Origin of the sequence: Aminobacter sp. UC22_36, from assembly GCF_044056035.1 — a bacterium.
Classification (GTDB): domain Bacteria; phylum Pseudomonadota; class Alphaproteobacteria; order Rhizobiales; family Rhizobiaceae; genus Aminobacter.
On record NZ_CP171996.1, the window covers coordinates 3,043,636 to 3,062,283 of the forward strand.

The 18,648-nt window shown below is 61.6% G+C and carries 17 protein-coding genes and 1 pseudogene; 5 read left to right on the forward strand and 13 right to left on the reverse strand.

From position 1 onward, the window contains the following. Positions 1-283: 283 nt before the first annotated feature. Together ACHMW7_RS18265 and ACHMW7_RS18270 are read left to right on the forward strand one after the other, a co-directional pair. Entirely contained in the window at positions 284-1,489 is a 1,206-nt protein-coding gene (locus ACHMW7_RS18265; protein ID WP_395451358.1) for an outer membrane protein, read from the forward strand. Between the two features lie 427 nt (positions 1,490-1,916). Further along, positions 1,917-3,182: an outer membrane protein gene (locus ACHMW7_RS18270; RefSeq protein WP_395446975.1), complete on the forward strand. Its 1,266-nt coding sequence runs from the start codon at positions 1,917-1,919 to the stop codon at positions 3,180-3,182. A 65-nt stretch (positions 3,183-3,247) separates the two neighbouring features. On the opposite strand, the gene ACHMW7_RS18275 is transcribed toward ACHMW7_RS18270, so the two are convergent. From ACHMW7_RS18275 to ACHMW7_RS18305, 7 genes and pseudogenes are all read right to left on the reverse strand, one after another. Next, positions 3,248-3,748 (reverse strand): DUF1203 domain-containing protein, encoded by a 501-nt coding sequence (locus tag ACHMW7_RS18275; protein WP_395446976.1) that lies wholly within the window; start codon positions 3,746-3,748, stop codon positions 3,248-3,250. 67 nt (positions 3,749-3,815) lie between these two features. Then, a complete protein-coding gene (dapB, locus tag ACHMW7_RS18280) occupies positions 3,816-4,637 on the reverse strand; it encodes a 4-hydroxy-tetrahydrodipicolinate reductase (RefSeq protein WP_395446977.1) in 822 nt (273 codons plus the stop codon). Positions 4,638-4,735: 98 nt separating this feature from the next. Next, on the reverse strand, positions 4,736-5,293 hold the full coding sequence (locus ACHMW7_RS18285; protein ID WP_184774267.1) for an OmpA family protein: 558 nt from the start codon (positions 5,291-5,293) through the stop codon (positions 4,736-4,738). A 110-nt stretch (positions 5,294-5,403) separates the two neighbouring features. Continuing rightward, the gene (locus ACHMW7_RS18290) at positions 5,404-5,967 is read right to left on the reverse strand and encodes a GNAT family N-acetyltransferase (RefSeq protein WP_395446978.1); all 564 of its coding nucleotides are present in this window, start codon (positions 5,965-5,967) and stop codon (positions 5,404-5,406) included. A gap of 2 nt (positions 5,968-5,969) precedes the next feature. Then, positions 5,970-6,821 carry a 3-mercaptopyruvate sulfurtransferase gene (gene sseA / locus ACHMW7_RS18295; RefSeq protein WP_395446979.1) on the reverse strand — a complete coding sequence of 284 codons (852 nt, stop codon included), beginning with the start codon at positions 6,819-6,821 and terminating at the stop codon, positions 5,970-5,972. A 16-nt stretch (positions 6,822-6,837) separates the two neighbouring features. Beyond that, positions 6,838-7,579 (reverse strand): annotated as a pseudogene (locus tag ACHMW7_RS18300) (alanyl-tRNA editing protein). Next, a complete protein-coding gene (locus ACHMW7_RS18305; RefSeq protein ID WP_395446980.1) occupies positions 7,579-8,610 on the reverse strand; it encodes a cysteine synthase A in 1,032 nt (343 codons plus the stop codon). Before ACHMW7_RS18305 ends, ACHMW7_RS18300 begins: the two are co-directional and overlap by 1 nt. Positions 8,611-8,829: 219 nt before the next feature. Here ACHMW7_RS18305 and ACHMW7_RS18310 point away from each other — a divergent pair, with 219 nt between their 5' ends. After that, entirely contained in the window at positions 8,830-9,651 is an 822-nt protein-coding gene (locus tag ACHMW7_RS18310) for an SDR family NAD(P)-dependent oxidoreductase (protein ID WP_395446981.1), read from the forward strand. On the opposite strand, the gene ACHMW7_RS18315 is transcribed toward ACHMW7_RS18310, so the two are convergent. From ACHMW7_RS18315 to cckA, 5 genes are all read right to left on the reverse strand, one after another. After that, positions 9,637-10,860: an MFS transporter gene (locus ACHMW7_RS18315; protein ID WP_395446982.1), complete on the reverse strand. Its 1,224-nt coding sequence runs from the start codon at positions 10,858-10,860 to the stop codon at positions 9,637-9,639. The two genes, ACHMW7_RS18310 and ACHMW7_RS18315, sit on opposite strands and share 15 nt — an antisense overlap. Before the next feature lie 105 nt (positions 10,861-10,965). Continuing rightward, positions 10,966-12,324: a DEAD/DEAH box helicase gene (locus tag ACHMW7_RS18320; RefSeq protein WP_395446983.1), complete on the reverse strand. Its 1,359-nt coding sequence runs from the start codon at positions 12,322-12,324 to the stop codon at positions 10,966-10,968. Positions 12,325-12,658: 334 nt separating this feature from the next. Continuing rightward, positions 12,659-12,811: a hypothetical protein gene (locus ACHMW7_RS18325; protein ID WP_395446984.1), complete on the reverse strand. Its 153-nt coding sequence runs from the start codon at positions 12,809-12,811 to the stop codon at positions 12,659-12,661. 210 nt (positions 12,812-13,021) lie between these two features. Further along, positions 13,022-13,768: a purine-nucleoside phosphorylase gene (gene deoD, locus ACHMW7_RS18330; protein WP_395446985.1), complete on the reverse strand. Its 747-nt coding sequence runs from the start codon at positions 13,766-13,768 to the stop codon at positions 13,022-13,024. A gap of 92 nt (positions 13,769-13,860) precedes the next feature. Next, on the reverse strand, positions 13,861-16,461 hold the full coding sequence (cckA, locus tag ACHMW7_RS18335; protein ID WP_395446986.1) for a cell cycle histidine kinase CckA: 2,601 nt from the start codon (positions 16,459-16,461) through the stop codon (positions 13,861-13,863). Positions 16,462-16,670: 209 nt separating this feature from the next. On the opposite strand from cckA, the gene ACHMW7_RS18340 reads away from it, so the two are divergent. Beyond that, entirely contained in the window at positions 16,671-17,405 is a 735-nt protein-coding gene (locus ACHMW7_RS18340; protein WP_395446987.1) for a hypothetical protein, read from the forward strand. 78 nt (positions 17,406-17,483) lie between these two features. Here ACHMW7_RS18340 and dksA read toward each other — a convergent pair whose 3' ends face one another. Further along, entirely contained in the window at positions 17,484-17,900 is a 417-nt protein-coding gene (gene dksA, locus ACHMW7_RS18345) for an RNA polymerase-binding protein DksA (RefSeq protein WP_067961780.1), read from the reverse strand. Positions 17,901-18,143: 243 nt separating this feature from the next. Here dksA and ACHMW7_RS18350 point away from each other — a divergent pair, with 243 nt between their 5' ends. Continuing rightward, positions 18,144-18,647, forward strand: coding sequence for a SixA phosphatase family protein (locus ACHMW7_RS18350; RefSeq protein WP_395446988.1), 504 nt, complete (start codon positions 18,144-18,146; stop codon positions 18,645-18,647). The last annotated feature ends 1 nt before the right edge of the window (position 18,648 follow it).

Here is an 18,648-nt window from a genome sequence, read left to right on the forward strand (position 1 = left end):
AGTAGAGCCGGTCGTAGCGATACGACAGGCTCTACTTGTTTTTGACTGTGGCCAAACCAGAAATGACGTTGCATTTCAGCAGAAGTGCTGGTGCAACCTCCCAGAACAATTCATTTTGACATCACTGTGATATTTTAGTCGCAGCGCCAACAGCCTTCGCGTGCCACAAAGCGGCATTGGCAGTGGGGTAGTGATTATGAAATTTGGTGGGTCTTTTTCGGCGCTCTTGCTCGGCGCGGCTTCAGTTGTGGCAATCGTCTCGGCGTCGCAAGCTGCCGATGCAGTGTTGGCGGAAGCAACTGGCTTCAACTGGAGCGGCATCTATGTCGGCATTGGCGGCGGTGTCGGGGCGGTGGAACGCAAGATGGAGCAAGTCGGCGCAGGCGGCACGTTCGGCCTTCCGGATTTTGGCGGCGACGGCGTATTTGCTGAAGCGACCGCCGGCTACGACTATATGGTGTCGGAACGTTTTCTGCTCGGCGCCTTCGTCGATGCGCGTGTCGGCAACATCGGCTTTTCCATTGAAAATGCGGTCGGCCCCGGCGAGGTAACACTCGAAGGCAAGTATGGCTTTGATGTTGCGGCGCGGGCCGGCTATCTGCTGACCCCCAATACGCTTGGCTATGTTCTTGGCGGTTATACTTGGCAGCACTTCGAGCTGAACGGTACGTCCTTTGGCCCGTCGACCGACAATGAACGGGACCGCGACGGTTACGTCCTCGGCGTTGGCCTGGAAACCGCCATAGGCAGCAACTGGACATTGAAGTCGGAGTATCGTTACGCCAACTACGGCAACGAAGCCGTTGTCAGCATGGGCGGCACGGACCTCGAGGTTGAACCGTCCACTCATACGTTCCACGTTGGCGCCAACTACCGCTTCGGCGCCCAGAACGGTGGCGGCGCATCCTTTGCCGCACCTGCCTACAGCTGGACGGGTTTTTATGTCGGCGGTGCCCTCGGCGCTGTTGCAAAGAACGACGAAATCAATATCGCCGGCTTCACTATGTTGAAAGGCATCGGCGGCCAGGGCGCATTTGGCGAGCTGAACGTCGGTTACGACCACGAGTTCAATGGCATCTGGGTTGCGGGCTTGCAGGTCGCAGGGCGCTACTCTGGCCTGGCGACCCAAATGTTTGCCTTTGGCGGCGATGCGCTTGAAGGCAAGACCGACTACGGCTTCGATATCGTCGCTCGCGTCGGTGCCAAGCTCAACGAGTCGACGCTTGCCTACGCGCTTGGCGGCTACAGCTGGCAGCATTTCACGGCCGAAGGTCTTGGCATCATGGGCTCCCCGGTGGACAAGATCGACTGGAGCTCCAGCGGTTTCACGGTCGGTGGTGGCCTGGAAACAGCGGTAACCAACAACGTGACGGTGAACCTCGAATACCGCTACTCGCGCTACCAGAGCGAAGAGATGTTCGAAGGCTTCTGGAAGTCGACGCCGGCTTTCCACAGCGTCCGCGTCGGCGCGAAGTACAAATTCAACTAAGAGCCTTTTCAGACGAACGAAAAAGCCCGCCGCAGCGATGCGGCGGGCTTTTTCGTGTCCTTCGGCTTGTCACCTGCCCTGCTTCCACAGAATGCACCCAAAAATAGTCGAGGGCTCGACCCGATCGTGGCGTCTTAGCTGCATCGCACGTAACGCAGTCATGCCATGAATGCCGGCGTGGGTCGCAGCATCGGGCATCAAAACGCTTGTTCCTGGTACAACCTGAGTGGCGACGCTGGCTTTGCTGCCTGTCATCGCCGAGGCGCAGCAGGTTTTGCTGCCAAGCCATTGGCGTTTTGGGACATTTCCTGGTCACGACACTCATGCCCGGACTTTAAATTGCCTGTTGGTGTGACATTTTAGCTGCACAACAGGCAACCTACACGTGCTAGCAAAGCGATATTGGGGTAAGGCGGGGTAGTGAATTATGACATTTGGCAAGACTTTGCGGGTGCTCCTGCTGGGCGCTGCGTCGGCTGGTGCGATCGGTCAGGCGGCATTCGCTGCCGACTCGGTAGCGGAAGCACCGGCGGCAGGCTTCAACTGGAGCGGCATCTATGTCGGCTTCGGCGGCGGTGTCGGGGCAGCATTGACCGGAATGTCGCCCACCTCGTTGGCCTCAATCAACGCATTTGGAGGGGACGGCGCCTTCGCCGAACTGTCGTTGGGATACGACCACCTCGTTGGTGATCGTTTGCTTGTTGGTGCGCTGATCGACGCCCGGATCGGAAAAATTCAGAGCCAGGGCTTCATCTTCGACCCGGATGTCCAAATCGGCGGAAAGTACGGCTTCGATGCCGGACTGCGCCTGGGATATTTGTTGGCACCATCCACTCTCGGCTACGTTGTTGGTGGCTACAGCTGGCAGCGCATGGAATTCAGGGCTCCAGTAGCAATAGGCGATACAGATTGGGGTGTTGACGGGTATTTCGTCGGCGCAGGCATGGAGACTGTGCTTACTGGTAACTGGACACTGAAGACAGAATATCGCTACTCGGACTATGGTGCGGCTGATCCCTTGCCAGCGCTTGGTGCACCAACAGGGGAGTTTGCACTCGACACCTCCACGCACACCTTCTCGATTGGCGCGAACTATCGTTTTGGTGGATCGAATGGCACCGCTGCAACTTTCAGCGCACCAGCTTACAACTGGTCCGGCTTCTATATTGGTGGCTCTGCCGGAGCCGGAGCCATGCTCACTGACGCATCGGATTCAGGCTTTATCCCCCTCAGCGGTGACGGAGTTTTCGGCGAGCTGAGCGTCGGATATGACCATCAGATCGGCGAGAACTGGGTGGTGGGCCTCGTTGCCGACGCTCGTTATGGCGGCATTTCGAGCAGCTTAGCTTTCCTTTCCGGCGAACTGGAGTTCAAAGCGGACTATGGCTTTGATCTCTTGGCGCGCGTTGGCCTGAAGATGTCGGATGCCACATTGGCATATGCCTTGGCAGGCTATGGCTGGCAGAATTTCGAACTTTCGGCGTCTGGACTAGGCCCCTCGATGGAACTGGACGACAGCGCTAGCGGGTTTGTTGTCGGCGGCGGTTTCGAAGTGGCAATTAGCGAAAAAACTGCCGTCAATCTTGAGTATCGCTACTCGAAGTATGGCGACCTCGATTTCGACACCGGATTTGTTCAACTTGAGCCGTCTTCGCACACCGTCCGCGTCGGCGCGAAATACAAGTTTAACTGAGACCGTTTCAGGCAAACGGCCCCACCCGCCGCAGCGATGCGGCGGGTTTTTTGTTTGCAGTTCAGTCAGATATCGGCGCCAGTTGATCTGACCGGCTCGTCGAGCTCGATGCGGCACTGGTAGCAATTGTTCTTTGCCGAGCGCATGTGCACGTAGGCGACGTCAGCGCGCCCAAGCAGTTCAGCGGCGCGACCTGGGATCTCGGGTGTCGGGGTCACCGCACCGGTGCCGTAGACGATCCGATCGTCCGCACCATAACCGCGCAGGATGTAGTCCCTTGTCCTGGTGAACAGTTCGGGCAATTCGCTGGTCTCCGCCGCACGGAGGCATTCCTCGGCATGCAGGAAGATCGGCCCGGTTTCGGCATAAGGCTGCAACGCCGGAAATGGACGATAGGCAAGGATGAGATAGGCCTCGCCGGCAGCGACATTGGCCAGGCAATGGCGACACGGCACGCCGTCACCATCGGAGATCTTGCGCTCCGGCTTCATGCCATAAGCGTCAGGTCCGCCCTGCTGAAGGGCCTTCACCGTTTCGGTGGGCAGAGCCTGGAAAAGAATGGTCATGGCGGCAATCCTTGTTGATCGGTTGCCGCAAGCTATGGCGAGTGGTGGTTTGCGCCCACCCGATTTCCTACACCGAGAGCGTTTCGTCCATCAGCGCGTCGAGCACCCTGACCAGGCCGGTGAATTCGCGCACACGTCGGATGGCCAGCAAGGTGCCGGCAACATAGGGCACGGCCGAAGTACCAGCGTCGTGGCGGATGGTCAGGCGCTCCTCCGGCAATCCGAAGACCGCCTCGCAGGACAGTTGATAGGACGGCAGGCGCAGCGAATGGACCTGCACCGCCGTTCCCTCGCCCATCGTCGCGCCACGCGCTTCCGGGTGGCCATAAACCTCCGACGTCGGCAATGCCGTCGGCGCGCCGCGAATTTCGGACAGCGTCTCGGCCAGCTCGAGCGCGGTTCCAGATGGCGCGTCCGGCTTGCGTGCGCTGGCATAGTCGATGATTTCGACATCGGGCACGTATTGCGCCGCCATCAGCGCGAACTTCTTCATCAAGGTCGCGGTGATCGAATAGTTGCCGGCGGCAACGACACCGACCCCGTTGGCACGGGCGGCGGCATTGATCTCGCGATAATCCGCAGCCCTCAGGCCCGAAGTGCCGATGACGACGTGACGGCCGCGGGAAATGGCCAGCATGACGTGGTCCCTCACCGCCACCGGCTTGGTGTAGTCGACGACGACGTCGCAGGGTGTATGCAGCGCCTCGACGAGCGTGCCGCTGAGAAGCTGGCCGGTCGGCTGGCCACCCGTGGCCACGCCGATGTCATGACCTACTGCCCTGCGCGCGACCGCGCCGACAAGCTGCATGTCACCTTGCGCCTGTATCGCCGGGATGAGCGCCTTGCCAACCCAGCCGGTGGCGCCGGCCATCACTACCTTGATCGTCATCACCCATCCTCCGATTTGGTATATTGTATACCATAGCAAAAAACGCAAATAAAGCCCGGCTCTCGCAAGCCGGGCTCCATTGGTGATGCGATCAGATGCTAGCGGATGAAGGCATCGTAGCGGCGCAGCGTGACGCGGCGATTGCGCCAGTTCTCGTTCTGGGTCGGCACCAGCAGGAACTCTTCGCCGTAACCTACTGTTTCCAGCGCATAGCGTGGGATGCCGAACTCGCGCACCAGCGTCTGCTTGAGCGACGCGGCGCGGCGCTCGGACAATGCCTGGTTTGACCCGAACGAGCCGACCGCATCGGTATGGCCTTCGATCAGCACACGCGCATCGGGATCGCGGCGCAGAATGCGATCGAGCGCGTTGGCGATGTTCTCGACCTTGCCATACTGCGAATAGGGCACCTCGGCCGAACCGAAGGCGAAGTTGATCGACTGGATGTCGATCGACGGCGCCATGCGGCGCAGGTCAGGCCGGCGCTTGAATTCGCGGACGGTGACGCGCTGGTTGGGCTTGAGCTTGGTTGTCGGCGCGGCTTGAAGCTGGCGCTCGATCTGCGACGCTGAAGGCGTCGTCGCCTGCGCGGCAGCGAGAGAAGGCGCGGCAAGCACGGCGATCAGCGCGGCAGCAAGCGTACGGCGGTTCAACATCTTCATTCTCCTTGCATAATTCGACCTTCAGGCCGGATCTGATGCGCGGAAAATGCCAGAACCAACCTGAAGAAGCGATGAACGGGTGGTTCAGCCGGGGTTGTGTGCGATCATGGCCGCATCACGCTTGCCGAGCGCTCGGCGAAGGTCATGGTCCGCACCGTCTCGGTCTTTTGCGCGACCGGCGAAAAACCCATCTTCTGGTACAGCGGCAGCGCCGCCGGATGATCGAGCGTGCAGGTCTGCACCGTTACCTTGTGCGGTCTGTAGGACCACGCTGCGGCGATCGCCGCGCCTAGGAACCAGCGTCCGATACCTTGCCCCGTGGCGTGGTCCATCATGCCGAAATAGGCGAGTTCGACCTCATCGGGCAGATGCGGCTTGATATCCATGAACCCGGCCGGGGCGCCATCGAGATAGAGCACCCTGATGTCCCGGTCCTCGCGGTGCAGCCCGGCGGCGAGTTCGTCATCGTCGAGCCTCAGGCTGTTGACCCAGTGCCATTTGCGGCCGACCCTGTCGGTGAGATAGCGATAATAGTGCAACGGGATGTCGCGGGTCTTGAGCAGCGCGATCTGGCGATTGACCGGCAGCGGCGGCGTATAGGCCGGCGGCACATGCATTTCCAGGAATGTGACCGTCACCTCGATATTTTCGCTGCGGTCGGCGGCCATGCTCATGCTTTCCCCGTCACGACAGGCGTGTCGGACATGCCGCCCCACTCGGTCCACGAGCCGTCATAAAGCCTGACGTCGCCATGGCCGAGCGATTGCAGCGCAAGCGTGATGACGGCAGCGGTGACACCAGAGCCGCAGGAGGTGACCACTGGCTTGGACAGGTCGAGGCCCGCCGCCTCGAGCGTTGCCTTCAGCCGGTCGAGCGGTAGAAGCTCGCCATTCTCCGACAGCGTCACCGACGGCACGCTGCGTGCGCCAGGCATGTGGCCGGAGCGCAAGCCAGCACGCGGCTCGGGATCGGTGCCCTCGAAGCGCCCGGCGGAACGCGCATCGGCGATCTGGGCGCTGCCGGTGTCGACGATCTTGCGCATCTCGGCGAGCGAAACGACCTGGGAAGCGTCGTAGTCGACATGAAACACGCCTGGAGCGGTCTTGGTCGGCTCTGCCGTCACCGGCCGTCCGGCCGCCTTCCAGCGGTCGAAGCCGCCGTCGAGAATGTAGACCTGGAACACGCCCATGATGCGGAACATCCACCAGACGCGCGGTGCTGTCTGAAAGCCCGGCCCGTCATAAATGACGATGGTATCGTCGGCGGAAATGCCCATCGAGCCGGCGAAGCGCGCGAACAAAGAAGGCGATGGCAATGTGTGCGGCAAGGCTGAATCAGGATCGACAACCAGATCCTGGTCGAAAAACACCGCGCCTGGAATGTGGGCGGCATCATGTTCAGCACGCGGGTCGCGCTTCTGCGCCGGCATGTACCAGGAGGCGTCGACGATCGACAGGCCCGGCGTTCCCAACCGCTTTTCCAGCCAATCCGCATCGATGACGAAAGCGCTCTTGTCGCCCATGGCTATTTCTCCAGGTTCAATTGGCAGGCTTCGCGCCGAAGCGTATGCGGAAGCGGCGGTTCGCGCCCCTTCTTTTCGATCTTGCCGATGTGGATTTCACCAATTTCGGCTGTGCTGGCAACATGGGTTCCGCCGCAGGGCTGGCTGTCGATCGAGGCATTGTCACCGATGCAGACCAGCCTGATCTTGCCGGTTCCCGATGGCGGGCGCACGTTTTTCGACTTCACCAGCGTCGGATTGGCGGCGAGTTCGGCGTCGGAAATCCAGCTGTTGTAAATCGGGTGGTTGGCGCGGACGAGCTCCATCAGCCGGGCGGTCACGTCTTCCTTGCTGAAGCCGGCATCGGGAATGTCGAAATCAACCCGCGAATCCTCCTCGCCGACCGCCGCTCCAGTGATCGGATATGGACATACGACCGTCAGCAGGTGGCAGGCGGCATGCATGCGCATCAGCAGAAGCCGCCGCGGCCAATCGATCGCAAGCTTCAGCCGCTCACCGATTTCAGGCACTGCCTGATCCAGGGCCGGCACGTGGATGATCTCTTCCTTGCTCTCGCCGGTGATCGTTGCAGCTATGGAAATCCGGCTGCCGTCGTCGCGCGTCAGCAAGCCAGTGTCGCCAGGCTGGCCGCCCGAGGTGGCATAAAAGATCGTCCGGTCGAGGATGACGCCGCCGCGCTCGTTGACGCCAACGACACTGGCCTCGGTCTCGCGCAGATAAGCATCGTCGCGAAAGACCGCCTCGGTCGAAAATGCCATCACGCCACCTGCTCGAACGGAACCGTGATATGCGGCTCGCTCTCCATCCAGGCCGGCACCGGCAGGCTCTTGCTGCGCAGGAAATCCGGATTGAACAGCTTGGACTGGTAGCGCGTGCCGAAATCGGCAAGCACGGTCACGATGGTATGCCCCGGACCGAGCTGGCGTGCGAGCCGTATCGCGCCGGCGATGTTGATGCCGGTGGAGCCGCCGACGCAGATGCCCTCTTCCTGGATCAGCCCGAAGACGATCGGCAGCGCCTCCTCGTCAGGGATCTGGTAGGAAAAATCAGGTGTGAACCCCTCTAGATTGGCGGTGATGCGGCCCTGGCCAATGCCCTCGGTGATCGAGCTGCCCTCAGCCTTCAGTTCGCCCGAGGTGTAGTAGCTGTAAAGGGCGGCACCCAGCGGATCGGCAATCGCGATCTTCACTGCGGCGCTCCTGGCCTTCAGGCCAATGGCCACACCGGCAAGGGTGCCGCCGGTACCGACCGCCGAAACGAAGCCGTCGACCTTGCCGTCGGTCTGCTGCCAGATCTCCTCGGCCGTGGTGCGGATATGACCTTCGCGATTGGCAACGTTGTCGAACTGATTGGCCCAGATGGCACCGTTCGGCTCGGATTTCGCCAATTGCTCTGCCAGGCGCCCGGAAACCTTCACATAGTTGTTCGGGTTCTTGTAGGGCACCGCCGGCACCTCGATCAGTTCGGCGCCGAGCAGCCGAAGCGCGTCCTTCTTCTCCTGGCTCTGCGTGTCGGGAATGACGATCACGGTGCGGTAGCCGAGTGCCTTGGCGACCACGGTCAGACCAATGCCGGTATTGCCGGCGGTGCCTTCGACAATGACGCCACCGGGCCTGAGCAGGCCGCGCTTTTCGGCATCGCGGATGATGAACAAGCCAGCACGATCCTTGACCGATTGGCCCGGGTTCATGAACTCGGCCTTGCCAAGTATTTCGCAGCCGGTTTCCTCGGAGGCCCGCTTGAGCCGGATGAGAGGCGTGTTGCCGATGGCATCGATCACCGAGCGCATGAAGATTCCTTCCTAATTCGCCTGAGAACCCTAGAAATGTGAGCCCGCGCTTTCAAGGGATGAAATTCTCTGGACCAGTCGCATCTGCGCGTCAACGCGCGCAAGCTCTCTCCTTGGACCAGCAGTTGCACCATCAACATGGCCCTGCCTAAAACAGCCTTTCCATATGCATGCCACACCGCTAGAGCTACGCGAGAAACTACTGCCCAGAGGTTTTAAGTGAGCACATACCGGGCCGACCCAGAACATGGGGTCGCGTGGATAACGGGCGGCAGCACCGGTATCGGCCGCAGCGTGGCCCGATTGCTGGCAAGCGAGGGCTACACCGTCGCCGTCACCGTCCGTCCCGATGATCCGATCGACACGCTGATCAAGGAGACCGTGGACCTCAAGGGCCGCGTGTTGTCGTTCCCTTCCGACGTCACCGACGAAGCCGGCATGGCAGCCGCCGTCGCTGCCATCGAGGCACAGGCCGGCCCGATCGTGCTCGCGATCTTCAATGCCGGCGCCTACAAGCCGGTAACAGGCGAAAACCTGCACGTGGAGGCCTTCCGCCAGAGTTTTGCCGTCAACGTCTTCGGCGTCATCAACGGTCTGGTGCCGGTGATCGAGCGGATGCGCAATCGCGGCCGCGGGCATGTCGTGTTCATGGGATCGATCAGCTGCTATTTCGGCTGGCCGACGACAGCCGCCTATGGCGCCACCAAGGCCGCGGTGAACGTCATGGCCGAGGCGCTGAAGTTCGACTTCGACAAGATGAACATCCGCACGCAGGTGATGAACCCCGGCTTCATCGACACGCCGCTGACCGAAAAAAGTGCCTATTACATGCCGGCAATGATGCCTGTCGACGCCGCCGCTGAGCGGATCTGCAAGGCGATACGCAACAGCGGTTTCGAGGTCACTTTCCCGCGCCGCCTGACATGGGCGATGAAGCTGCTGTTCCTGCTGCCGCGCCCGCTCAGGGAAAAAGCGCTGCGCATCGCTACGCGCTGGAAGTCCGAACCGTTGGTCTATCTCAGGCGCTCAAGCTTCGACTGACTTGTCAGCCTTGGCCACCGTTTCGGGTTTGGCGTCGCGCGCCCACAGGTAGATGACGATCGCGGCCCCGAGCATCATCACGTAGAACCAGAACAATGCCGAATAGGCTGCGGTCGCATCACCCGGCACCGCACTGGCCGTAACGACAGCGCCTGTTGCGAACTGCATCGCGCCAACGCCACCGATGGAGAAGAAATTCATCAGCGTCACGCCGCGTCCGATCAGATGCGGCGGCAGGAAAGCGCGGGCATGCGCCATCAACAGCCCGTAGCTGCTGCCGGTTACGCCGATGATGACGAAGATGATCGTGACTGTCGTTAGGTCTGAGACGACATTCAGCGCGAGATAGAGGATCGCCGCGAGACCGATGGTGTTACCGATGACGGCAACCCATTTCCGGGTTCGAAACATCGTGTCGAGCGGGCCATAGACAAAGGCACCAGCCACCATGGCAAGTGCCATGAAGAACGTCACCTGCCCGATCAACAGCGCGTCGGCACCGTAGACATCGACGAGATAAGGTCCCGACCACAGCCCCCTGATACCGGTCGTTGGCGCATAATTGATCGCGGTGAGCGGAATGATCGGCCACAAAACGCGCATGCGCAGCAGCTCGAGATAGCCGCCAAAGCCGGCATTGCCATTCTCGACCCCGTCAGGCGATTTCGGATCGCGCACCACAAACAGTACGGCAAGCGCTGCAACAATAGTGATGACGCCTAGCCCCGCCATGACCGGCCGCCAGCCGAACGCCTCGGCGGCCTGAGCCAGTGGCGCCGCGCCGATAACATTGCCAGCCGTGCCAAAGGCGACCATCCAGGAGGCGAGCACTGAAAAGCGGGCGATGGAAAAGGTGCGGGCGAAGATGAACAGCGACGACATCAGCACCGGCGCGCAACCGATGCCGATCATCGCCATCGCCGCGATCACCATCCAGGGAGCCGTAGCCGATGCGAAGACAAAGGCCCCGCCCCCGCCGCCGAGCAGAAGCAGCGTCGAGGCTGTGCGGCGTGGACCGAAACGGTCAAGCGAAACGCCGATGGCAAATTGCGCCAGGGCGAAGGTGATGAAGAAGGCACCGGAGGCAAAGGACAATTCCGCCTTGGTCGCGCCGAGCTCCGCGGTCAGTGCCGGTGTCAGCACCGCCATGAACGAGCGGTAGAATTGGGACAGCACATAAGCGATTGCAAGCGTCGCTATTCCGGCCATGCGGTCCCCTCAAACGAAAGGGCGGCCGAAGCACCGCCCCGACCGCCCTAACCTATTCATGCCATGTCAGCAAATGGACCAAGCCGGCCCGATCTGCTGCACAGATTACGCTGCGCGTGTGTTCGGCTTGCGTGCGCCGAAGCGGCGCTTGCCGCTCTTGGGCGCATTGCCATTCGGGCGATCGCCCTTCGGCTTGCCACCATTGTTGCCACGCGGGCGCTGGCCGCTGGGCCGGCGTTCCTCGCGGTCACCACGATCGTTGGCCGGCACGAAGCTGCGCGGCTCACCAGCTGGACGCGCCGGATCCGGCTCGCCAAGATGGTCGGCATCGATGGTCAGCTTCATTCGGATGATGCGCTCAACCTGCTTCAGCTTGGAGTTTTCCGAAGGGTCGACCAGCGTGACAGCAACGCCATTGGCGCCGTTGCGGCCGGTACGGCCGATGCGGTGGACGTAGCTTTCGGCTTCGTCAGGCAGGTCGAAGTTCACGACGTGGCTGATGCCCGGAACGTCGATGCCACGCGCAGCAATGTCGGTGGCAACCAGGATGCGGACCTTGCCGGCACGGAAGCCGTTGAGCGCTGCCTGACGGGCGTTCTGCGACTTGTTGCCGTGGATGACGGCAGCGGCGAAGCCATCGCGATCCAGGTCCTTCACGACGCGATCGGCGCCATGCTTGGTGCGGGCAAAGACCAGGACCGAAGTCATGGCTTCGTCGGCCAGCATCTTTGCCAGGATCTGACGCTTCTGCTTGGTGCGAGCGAGAATGATGCTCTGACGGATTTCAGCGGCCGTGGTGCCCTGCGGGGCAACTTCGACGCGAATCGGATCCTTGAGCAGACCTTGCGCCAATTCGGCGATCTCGGCAGGCATGGTTGCCGAGAACAATGCGGTCTGACGGTTGCGCGCGGTCGCCTTGGCGATGCGCTTGACGTCGTTGATGAAGCCCATGTCGAGCATGCGGTCGGCCTCGTCGAGGACCAGCCACTGCGTGTCGGCCAACACCAGGTCACCCTCGCGGACGAGGTCGGTCAGACGGCCCGGGGTGGCGATCAGGATGTCGACGCCCGGAGCGATCTTCTTGACCTGGGAGAAGCGCGATACGCCGCCGAGGACCAGCGCGGTCGAAACATGCGCGCCCTTGGCGAGGATCTTGATGGTGTCTTCGATCTGCACGGCGAGCTCACGCGTCGGCGCCAGGATCAGCGCACGCGCCGTCTTGGGCCGGCGCTTGGTGCCGAGCGCCATGATCTTGGACAGGATCGGCAACGAAAATGCTGCGGTCTTGCCGGAACCGGTCTGGGCGATGCCGAGGATGTCGCGGCCGGCCAGCTGCGCTGGGATCGACTCGACCTGGATCGGCTTGGGCTCGTTGAACCCGGCCATCTGGGTGGCCTTGAGGAGCACGCCGGTAATGCCGAGTTTGGCGAAGCCGTTCAGCTCCGCATTGATTTCATTCGTCAATATCTTCTTCTTTCGTGCGACGGCTATCCGCCACAAACAACAATGGCGGCAGGGCGCAACCTGCCGGCCTCAATCTCTCGTGAAACGACAAGGCGGCGGACGACCGTCCGCTCGGCTGCGCTGTCGTGCCCGCTGGCCTCATGCCGCGGGTCTATTTCGCCGCCTTCCGTCGCCGGAAGGGGTGAAAACAGACGCAACCAGTCTCTCTGAGGAGAAAGCCGTAAGCCCGGCTCAAGCGCCTATGACGCCGCATATGGATGATTTGGCAACAAATAGCAAGCCTTCCATGCTGCACCGCAACATCGAAGGACAAAAAAGCCGCTGTCGAACTGCTTCAGCCCGTGCCGACAACTTCGTTGAAAGTATCCAGGTCTACGTAGAATATCCTGGTGATCGCAATGATCAGCTCGTCGCCCCAATAGCCGTGCGATTTCAAGATGCTGACTGCGGTGAGTATGTCGACCGGTTCGGTCAGACGCCTCTTCATGCTTTCCTCGACAAACTGTTCCAAAGGCTGTTCCTTCGCCGGTTGCCCATACGCAATGACACAGACCAGAACACGCAATCAGAGGTACGGATCGCAGCTTGTGCGGAACTTGCCGACGCGGACGGCAGCTCCATTCTTCGATCGGGATGACGCGGGAAAAGCGGCCGACTCACAAGGCCGCGATCAGGTTAGCATAGCCGTACGAGTACGCTACCGCGGGGACGAACCTGCCTCAACCGAGGTTGCGCCGGTCGCGACGTCGAGAGCAAGTCGGACCATGCCGATGAACAACTCCTGGCGTTCCGCCGAATCCGTGTCCTCGTGGTTGACCAGGCTATCGACCACTGTGCAGATCGACAGTGCCTTGGCACGGAACCGAGCCGCGACCGTGTAAAGCGCGTTGGTCTCCATATCGACGGCAAGCGCGCCATGGGTGCGAAGCCCGGCAAAACGCCCAAGCACGTCGGGGTGATAAAACACGTCGCTTGAGACCGTCTGGCCGACATGGTGGTCGAGGCCCAGCTCCGCGGCTCGCCGGGCCGCCCGACACAACAGGTCGAAATCGGCACTGGGCGCATAGTCGTAGACACCGAAAAGCTGGCGATTGATGGCGCTGTCGCTGCTCGACGATTGCGAAATGACAAGGCTGCGCAGCTTGACGTGTGCGGCCAGTCCACCGCAGGTGCCGACGCGGATCAGCGTCTTTGCGCCATAGGTCTCAAGCAGCTCGTGCGCATAGATGGCGAGCGATGGCGCCCCTATCCCGGTGGTATGCAGGCTTATCGGGGCACCATGATAGCGGCCGGTGTAGGCGAGCGCACCGCGCACCCGGTTCACGCACCTGGCATCTTGCAGGAAGGTGGCGGCGATCCATTCCGTACGCTGGGGATCACCAGGCAATAGCACAGTCTCGGCGTAGTCGCCCCGTTTTGCCTCGTTGTGCGGCGTTGTCTGCATTTGTCACCCCCGACGACGCTTGCCCGCATGATGGCATGATCGCCACATACGGAAAAGCTAATAGACGTTCGGGCAGAATTGAATGGCAGCGCCTAGCTCTCAAGCACCTCTTTGACGACGGTCGCCAGTTGCTTGAGCGAGAACGGCTTGGGCAGGAAACCGAACTGGGCATCGGCCGGGAGGTTCTTGGCAAAGGCGTCTTCGGCATAACCGGAAACGAAGACGAACTTGATATCGGGCTGGCGCTTGCGCAATTCGCCCAGAAGCGTCGGTCCATCCATCTCGGGCATCACCACGTCCGACACGACGATGTCGATCTGGCCCTTGAGCTCATCGAATATCTCGAGCGCCTCGACGCCCGAAGACGCCTCGTGAACGGTATAGCCGCGCGAGGTCAGCGCCCTCACCCCGCCCATGCGCACGGCATCTTCATCTTCGACCAAAAGCACGGTCGCCGAACCGGAAAGGTCCTTGGCGACGTTGTTCTGCGCTGCTTCCGACTGCTTGGCAGCAGCAGCTGCTACGGCCTCGGCGCCGGACTTCGCCTCTTCCACCGGTACTGGCTTGGCGACATGGCGCGGCAGGAAGATACGGAACACCGTTCCCTTGCCAACTTCGGAGTCGCAATAAATGAAGCCGCCGGTCTGCTTGATGATGCCATAAACCATCGACAGGCCCAGGCCGGTGCCCTTGCCGACCTCCTTGGTGGTGAAGAACGGCTCGAATATCTTCTTCAGGACCTCGGGCGCGATGCCGCTGCCGGTATCCTCGACCTCGACCACGACGTAATCTGCTGGCACCAGTTCGCGATAGCCGTAGGCCTTGCACTCTTCGGCGGGCACGTTCTTGGTGCGAACCATCAGGTCGCCACCGTCAGGCATCGCATCGCGTGCGTTGACAGCGAGGTTGACCACCACCTGCTCGAACTGGCCGATATCGGCGCGGACCGGCCACAGATCGCGGCCATGGTCGATCTTGAGCTTGATGCTGTTGCCGACAAGGCGCGCCACGAGCGTGCGCAGATCAGCGAGCACGTCAGTCAGGCTCAGCACCTCCGGGCGCAGCGTCTGCTTGCGCGAGAACGCCAGTAACTGCCTGACCAGCGAGGCAGCACGGTTGGCATTCTGCTTGATGTTCATGATGTCGGGGAAGGATGGATCCGACGGACGATGATTGGTCAGCAACAGGTCCGACGCCATGATGATGGCGGTGAGCACGTTGTTGAAATCATGCGCGATGCCGCCGGCAAGCTGCCCGACCGCCTGCATCTTCTGGCTCTGCGCCATCTGGTTTTCGAGCGCCTTCTGCTCGGTGGTCTCGACCGCGTAGACGATCGCCGCTTCCTCGGCACCCTCGGCATCCGAACCGTCGGCGACGGCGTTGACGTAGAAGCGCATATGGCGCTCCTCATTGTCGGGCATGACGGTGTCGATGGGGGCGATGTCGGCCTGGCGCTGGTGCGCCTTTTGGAGAGCTGCTGCGAATGCCGCACGGTCGCGGTCGTGGATGACCGTGTCGAGACGGACCTTGCGGTCGACAGCATCTCGGTCGACGACCGACGAAAACAGCGACAGGAACGGCGCGTTGGTACGCAGGATGCGGCCATTGTGATCGACGCCGGCAATCGCCATCGGCGTCGAATTGAAGAAGCGCGTGAAGCGCACTTCCGAAGCGCGCAATTGCGCCGATGAATCCTCGCCCTGCATGCGGTTGAGCACGATGGTGCGCGTCGGCCCGTTGACGCCTTCGCGGCTCGCCGAGACGCGATGCATGAAGCGCACCGGCAAAGCCTCGCCGGAAATGGTCGCAAGGTCGAGATCGATGACGGCATTGCGCGTGGTCCCCGGATCAGCCTTGACCGAGCGGACAAGCGCCATACCGTCGCCGGCGACGACCTCGTCGAGGCTGATGGCGCCAGGCGTGAAGCTTGCCAGGTCGATGCCGAGCCACTCGGCTAGCGTCGCGTTGACATAAGTGATGCGGCCTTCTTGATCGGCAGAGAAGAAGCCTGCCGGCGCGTGGTCGAGATGGTCGATGGCTTGCTGCAGGTCGAGGAAGAACCGCTCCTGCTCGGCGCGCTCTGGCGAAATGTCGGCAAGCTGCCAGGCATTCAGCGGTTGGCGCTGGCTCGGCACATTGAAGGCGCGTGCCTGCACGCGGTACCAGCGCGCGCCGGGCGCAGCACCTGGGCGAATGGATTGCGCCAGACGGAACTCGCCATCATTCGCCTCGCCGTCGCGCAGGCCGGACGCCAGTTGCGAGATCGTCGTTGACGCCTCGGGCACATCCGACAACAGGCCTTCGACCGTCTTGAGATCCGAAGCTGTCGTTGCGCCGGTCATGTCGGCATAGGCGCGGTTGGCGTAGACGACGCGACCCTTGGCGTCGGTCAGGACCAGGCCTTGCGACATCGAGTCGACAAAGGCCTTGGAAAGGCCGTCGGCAGGCGAGCGCGGCGAAATCTGGATAAAGCCGATCGCTGTTGCGAAGAGATAGCCGACACCGATCATTGCGAGCACGCCAAGCATGCCCATCAGGAAAGGATCGCCGAGGCGTTCGCGAAACAGCCCGAAGACGATCGCCGCGCCTGTCAGCACGACGATAAAGATGATCAGCCGGGTGATGGCATCGGGGCGCGCTGCCTGATCCACAATCGGAACCGGATAAAAGTCGTTGCGCGTTTCCTTGACCATGCCCCTGTGAGTCTCTCCGGCTCCCTCGTACCGGAGCGGTTGAATCACATTCTCCTTACCGGGAAAAGGCCTAGCCACAAAAAGGCGGTGCAAGCCCGGGGCAAGATCATGCGCTTAGCGTCAATCGTGCCTGCAATACGCGAATGGCAACTTGCCGTGCGCGACAGCTAAGAGTTAGTGTCGCCCCGGCGCGGCGACGGGGGTAAGACATGTTCGAATGGCTGGATAGCGTAGCAGGACCAGGATATGCGGCAGCGGTGCTGTGGACCTTTGCGGCACTTGTGCTGCTGGTCATCGTGCTCGTCATCGTCAAGCTGGTCCGCAGCCTGACCTTCGGCACCTTCGTTGCCGGCGGCAGGAACAGGAAGACGCGCCTCGCCGTCATGGATGCAACCGCCATCGACAGCCAGAGGCGGCTTGTCCTGGTGCGCCGCGACGACATCGAGCATCTGTTGCTGATCGGCGGACCAACTGACGTGGTTGTCGAAACGGACATCCGCATGACCGCACCGCGTCGTCCGGCGCTGACCGGCACGGAAGCGACGCAGCAAGCCGCCCAAGCGCCTCGCCCGCAGCCCGCAGTGCAGCAGGGGGCTCCTCGCCCGGCAACGCAAGCGCCTGCCAGGCCGCAACCGCAGCCAATACCGGCGCCGATCCAGCCACGCCCGGCACCGCCCAAGATGCCGGTTGCCTCGGCGCCGCTGGTCGCTACCAGCCCTGATCCCAAAACCTACGTCGCGCCGACTTACGCCGCTCCGGCTCGAGCGGCGCCCGCGCCCACGGCAGCACCTTCGCCTCGCGACCTCATCGACGACACGCTGATGAAGGAGCTTGAAGTTTCGCTCGACGACAAACCGCAGGCCAGATCGGCCAAGATTGCCGATCCGTCACTCGACGACGAAATGGCGAAGCTGCTTGGCGAGCTTACCAGCCACAAGCGGTAAGCACGCTCGACGAAGCAAAATGCGGACAAGAAAAAAGGCGGCCTAAGCCGCCTTCTTCATTTCTTCGGTATTCCGCGATCAATCGTCTCGATAGACCTTCTCGCGGCGCTCGTGACGCTCCTGAGCCTCGATCGACAGCGTGGCGATCGGACGCGCGTCCAGTCGCTTCAGCGAAATCGGCTCACCGGTTTCCTCGCAATAGCCGTAGGTACCCTCGTCAATCCTCTGCAGCGCCGAGTCGATCTTGGAGATCAACTTGCGTTGACGGTCGCGCGCCCTGAGTTCAATGGCACGGTCCGTCTCGGACGATGCACGATCGGCAAGATCCGGATGGTTGGCGTTTTCCTGCTGGAGTATTTCGAGGGTTTCGCGAGCTTCGCGGAGGATGTCGTTCTTCCAGGCAACCAACTTAGCTCTGAAGTAAGACTTCTGCCGTTCATTCATGAACGGCTCCTCATCGGAGGGCACGTAGCCAAGAGTAACGGTATCGTTCATTCGACTCACCCGACAACCCCGTTTTGGCGCCTATATATTCGCGGGCCAAGCCCCACACAAGCGTATTCCTCGAAAAGTTTGCGCCGATCCGAATGGAGCGATTCTGGCGTGGCAAGAGCGCAACTCTCCGCCTAAGAAACGCACAACATCATCGTCCGGTTGCAAGGTGCCCGGTGCTTGGCTACATCCAGGGATGACAGTTGGCACAGGCTCGTCGGGAGCTTGAGCTTCCGGGAGCGACATTTGAGCAAGCTCTACCTTCTCCGACACGCCAAGGCTGGCTGGGCGTTGCCCGGCGTCAGGGATTTCGACCGACCGCTCGATGCCACTGGTATCGCGGACGCCGAAGCGACCGGCACGGCGATGCGCGCCAATGGTTATGTGCCGGAACTGACGCTCTGCTCCAATGCCCGGCGTGCCCGCGAAACGCTGGAAGGCCTGGCTGCCCATGCCGACACCGGTCGGGTCGTCTTCACCGACGATCTCTACAGCGCCGATGCCGCCGGCTACTTCGACAAGATCCGCGAAAACGGCAGGCATGGCTCGGTTCTTGTCATCGGGCACAATCCAATGATGGAAGATCTCGCCATGGCCGTTTCTGGCGAGGGCGAGCAAAACGCGCTGCACACGCTGCAAACCGGCTTCCCGACTTCCGGACTGGCGGTGATCCGGTTCGAAGGCGAACTTTCCGCCGCCGAGCTCGGCCATGGCTATCTCGAGGCGTTTCTCACACCGGCCGATCTTTGAA

Excerpts from the sequence above, each read along its gene's own strand:
- ACHMW7_RS18270 (WP_395446975.1), top strand. The coding sequence starts at position 1,917 with ATGACATTTGGCAAGACTTTGCGGGTGCTCCTGCTGGGCGCTGCGTCG.
- ACHMW7_RS18275 (WP_395446976.1), bottom strand. The coding sequence starts at position 3,748 with ATGACCATTCTTTTCCAGGCTCTGCCCACCGAAACGGTGAAGGCCCTT.
- dapB (WP_395446977.1), bottom strand. The coding sequence starts at position 4,637 with ATGACGATCAAGGTAGTGATGGCCGGCGCCACCGGCTGGGTTGGCAAG.
- ACHMW7_RS18285 (WP_184774267.1), bottom strand. The coding sequence starts at position 5,293 with ATGTTGAACCGCCGTACGCTTGCTGCCGCGCTGATCGCCGTGCTTGCC.
- ACHMW7_RS18290 (WP_395446978.1), bottom strand. The coding sequence starts at position 5,967 with ATGGCCGCCGACCGCAGCGAAAATATCGAGGTGACGGTCACATTCCTG.
- sseA (WP_395446979.1), bottom strand. The coding sequence starts at position 6,821 with ATGGGCGACAAGAGCGCTTTCGTCATCGATGCGGATTGGCTGGAAAAG.
- ACHMW7_RS18305 (WP_395446980.1), bottom strand. The coding sequence starts at position 8,610 with ATGCGCTCGGTGATCGATGCCATCGGCAACACGCCTCTCATCCGGCTC.
- ACHMW7_RS18315 (WP_395446982.1), bottom strand. The coding sequence starts at position 10,860 with ATGGCCGGAATAGCGACGCTTGCAATCGCTTATGTGCTGTCCCAATTC.
- ACHMW7_RS18325 (WP_395446984.1), bottom strand. The coding sequence starts at position 12,811 with ATGAAGAGGCGTCTGACCGAACCGGTCGACATACTCACCGCAGTCAGC.
- deoD (WP_395446985.1), bottom strand. The coding sequence starts at position 13,768 with ATGCAGACAACGCCGCACAACGAGGCAAAACGGGGCGACTACGCCGAG.
- cckA (WP_395446986.1), bottom strand. The coding sequence starts at position 16,461 with ATGGTCAAGGAAACGCGCAACGACTTTTATCCGGTTCCGATTGTGGAT.
- ACHMW7_RS18340 (WP_395446987.1), top strand. The coding sequence starts at position 16,671 with ATGTTCGAATGGCTGGATAGCGTAGCAGGACCAGGATATGCGGCAGCG.
- dksA (WP_067961780.1), bottom strand. The coding sequence starts at position 17,900 with ATGAACGATACCGTTACTCTTGGCTACGTGCCCTCCGATGAGGAGCCG.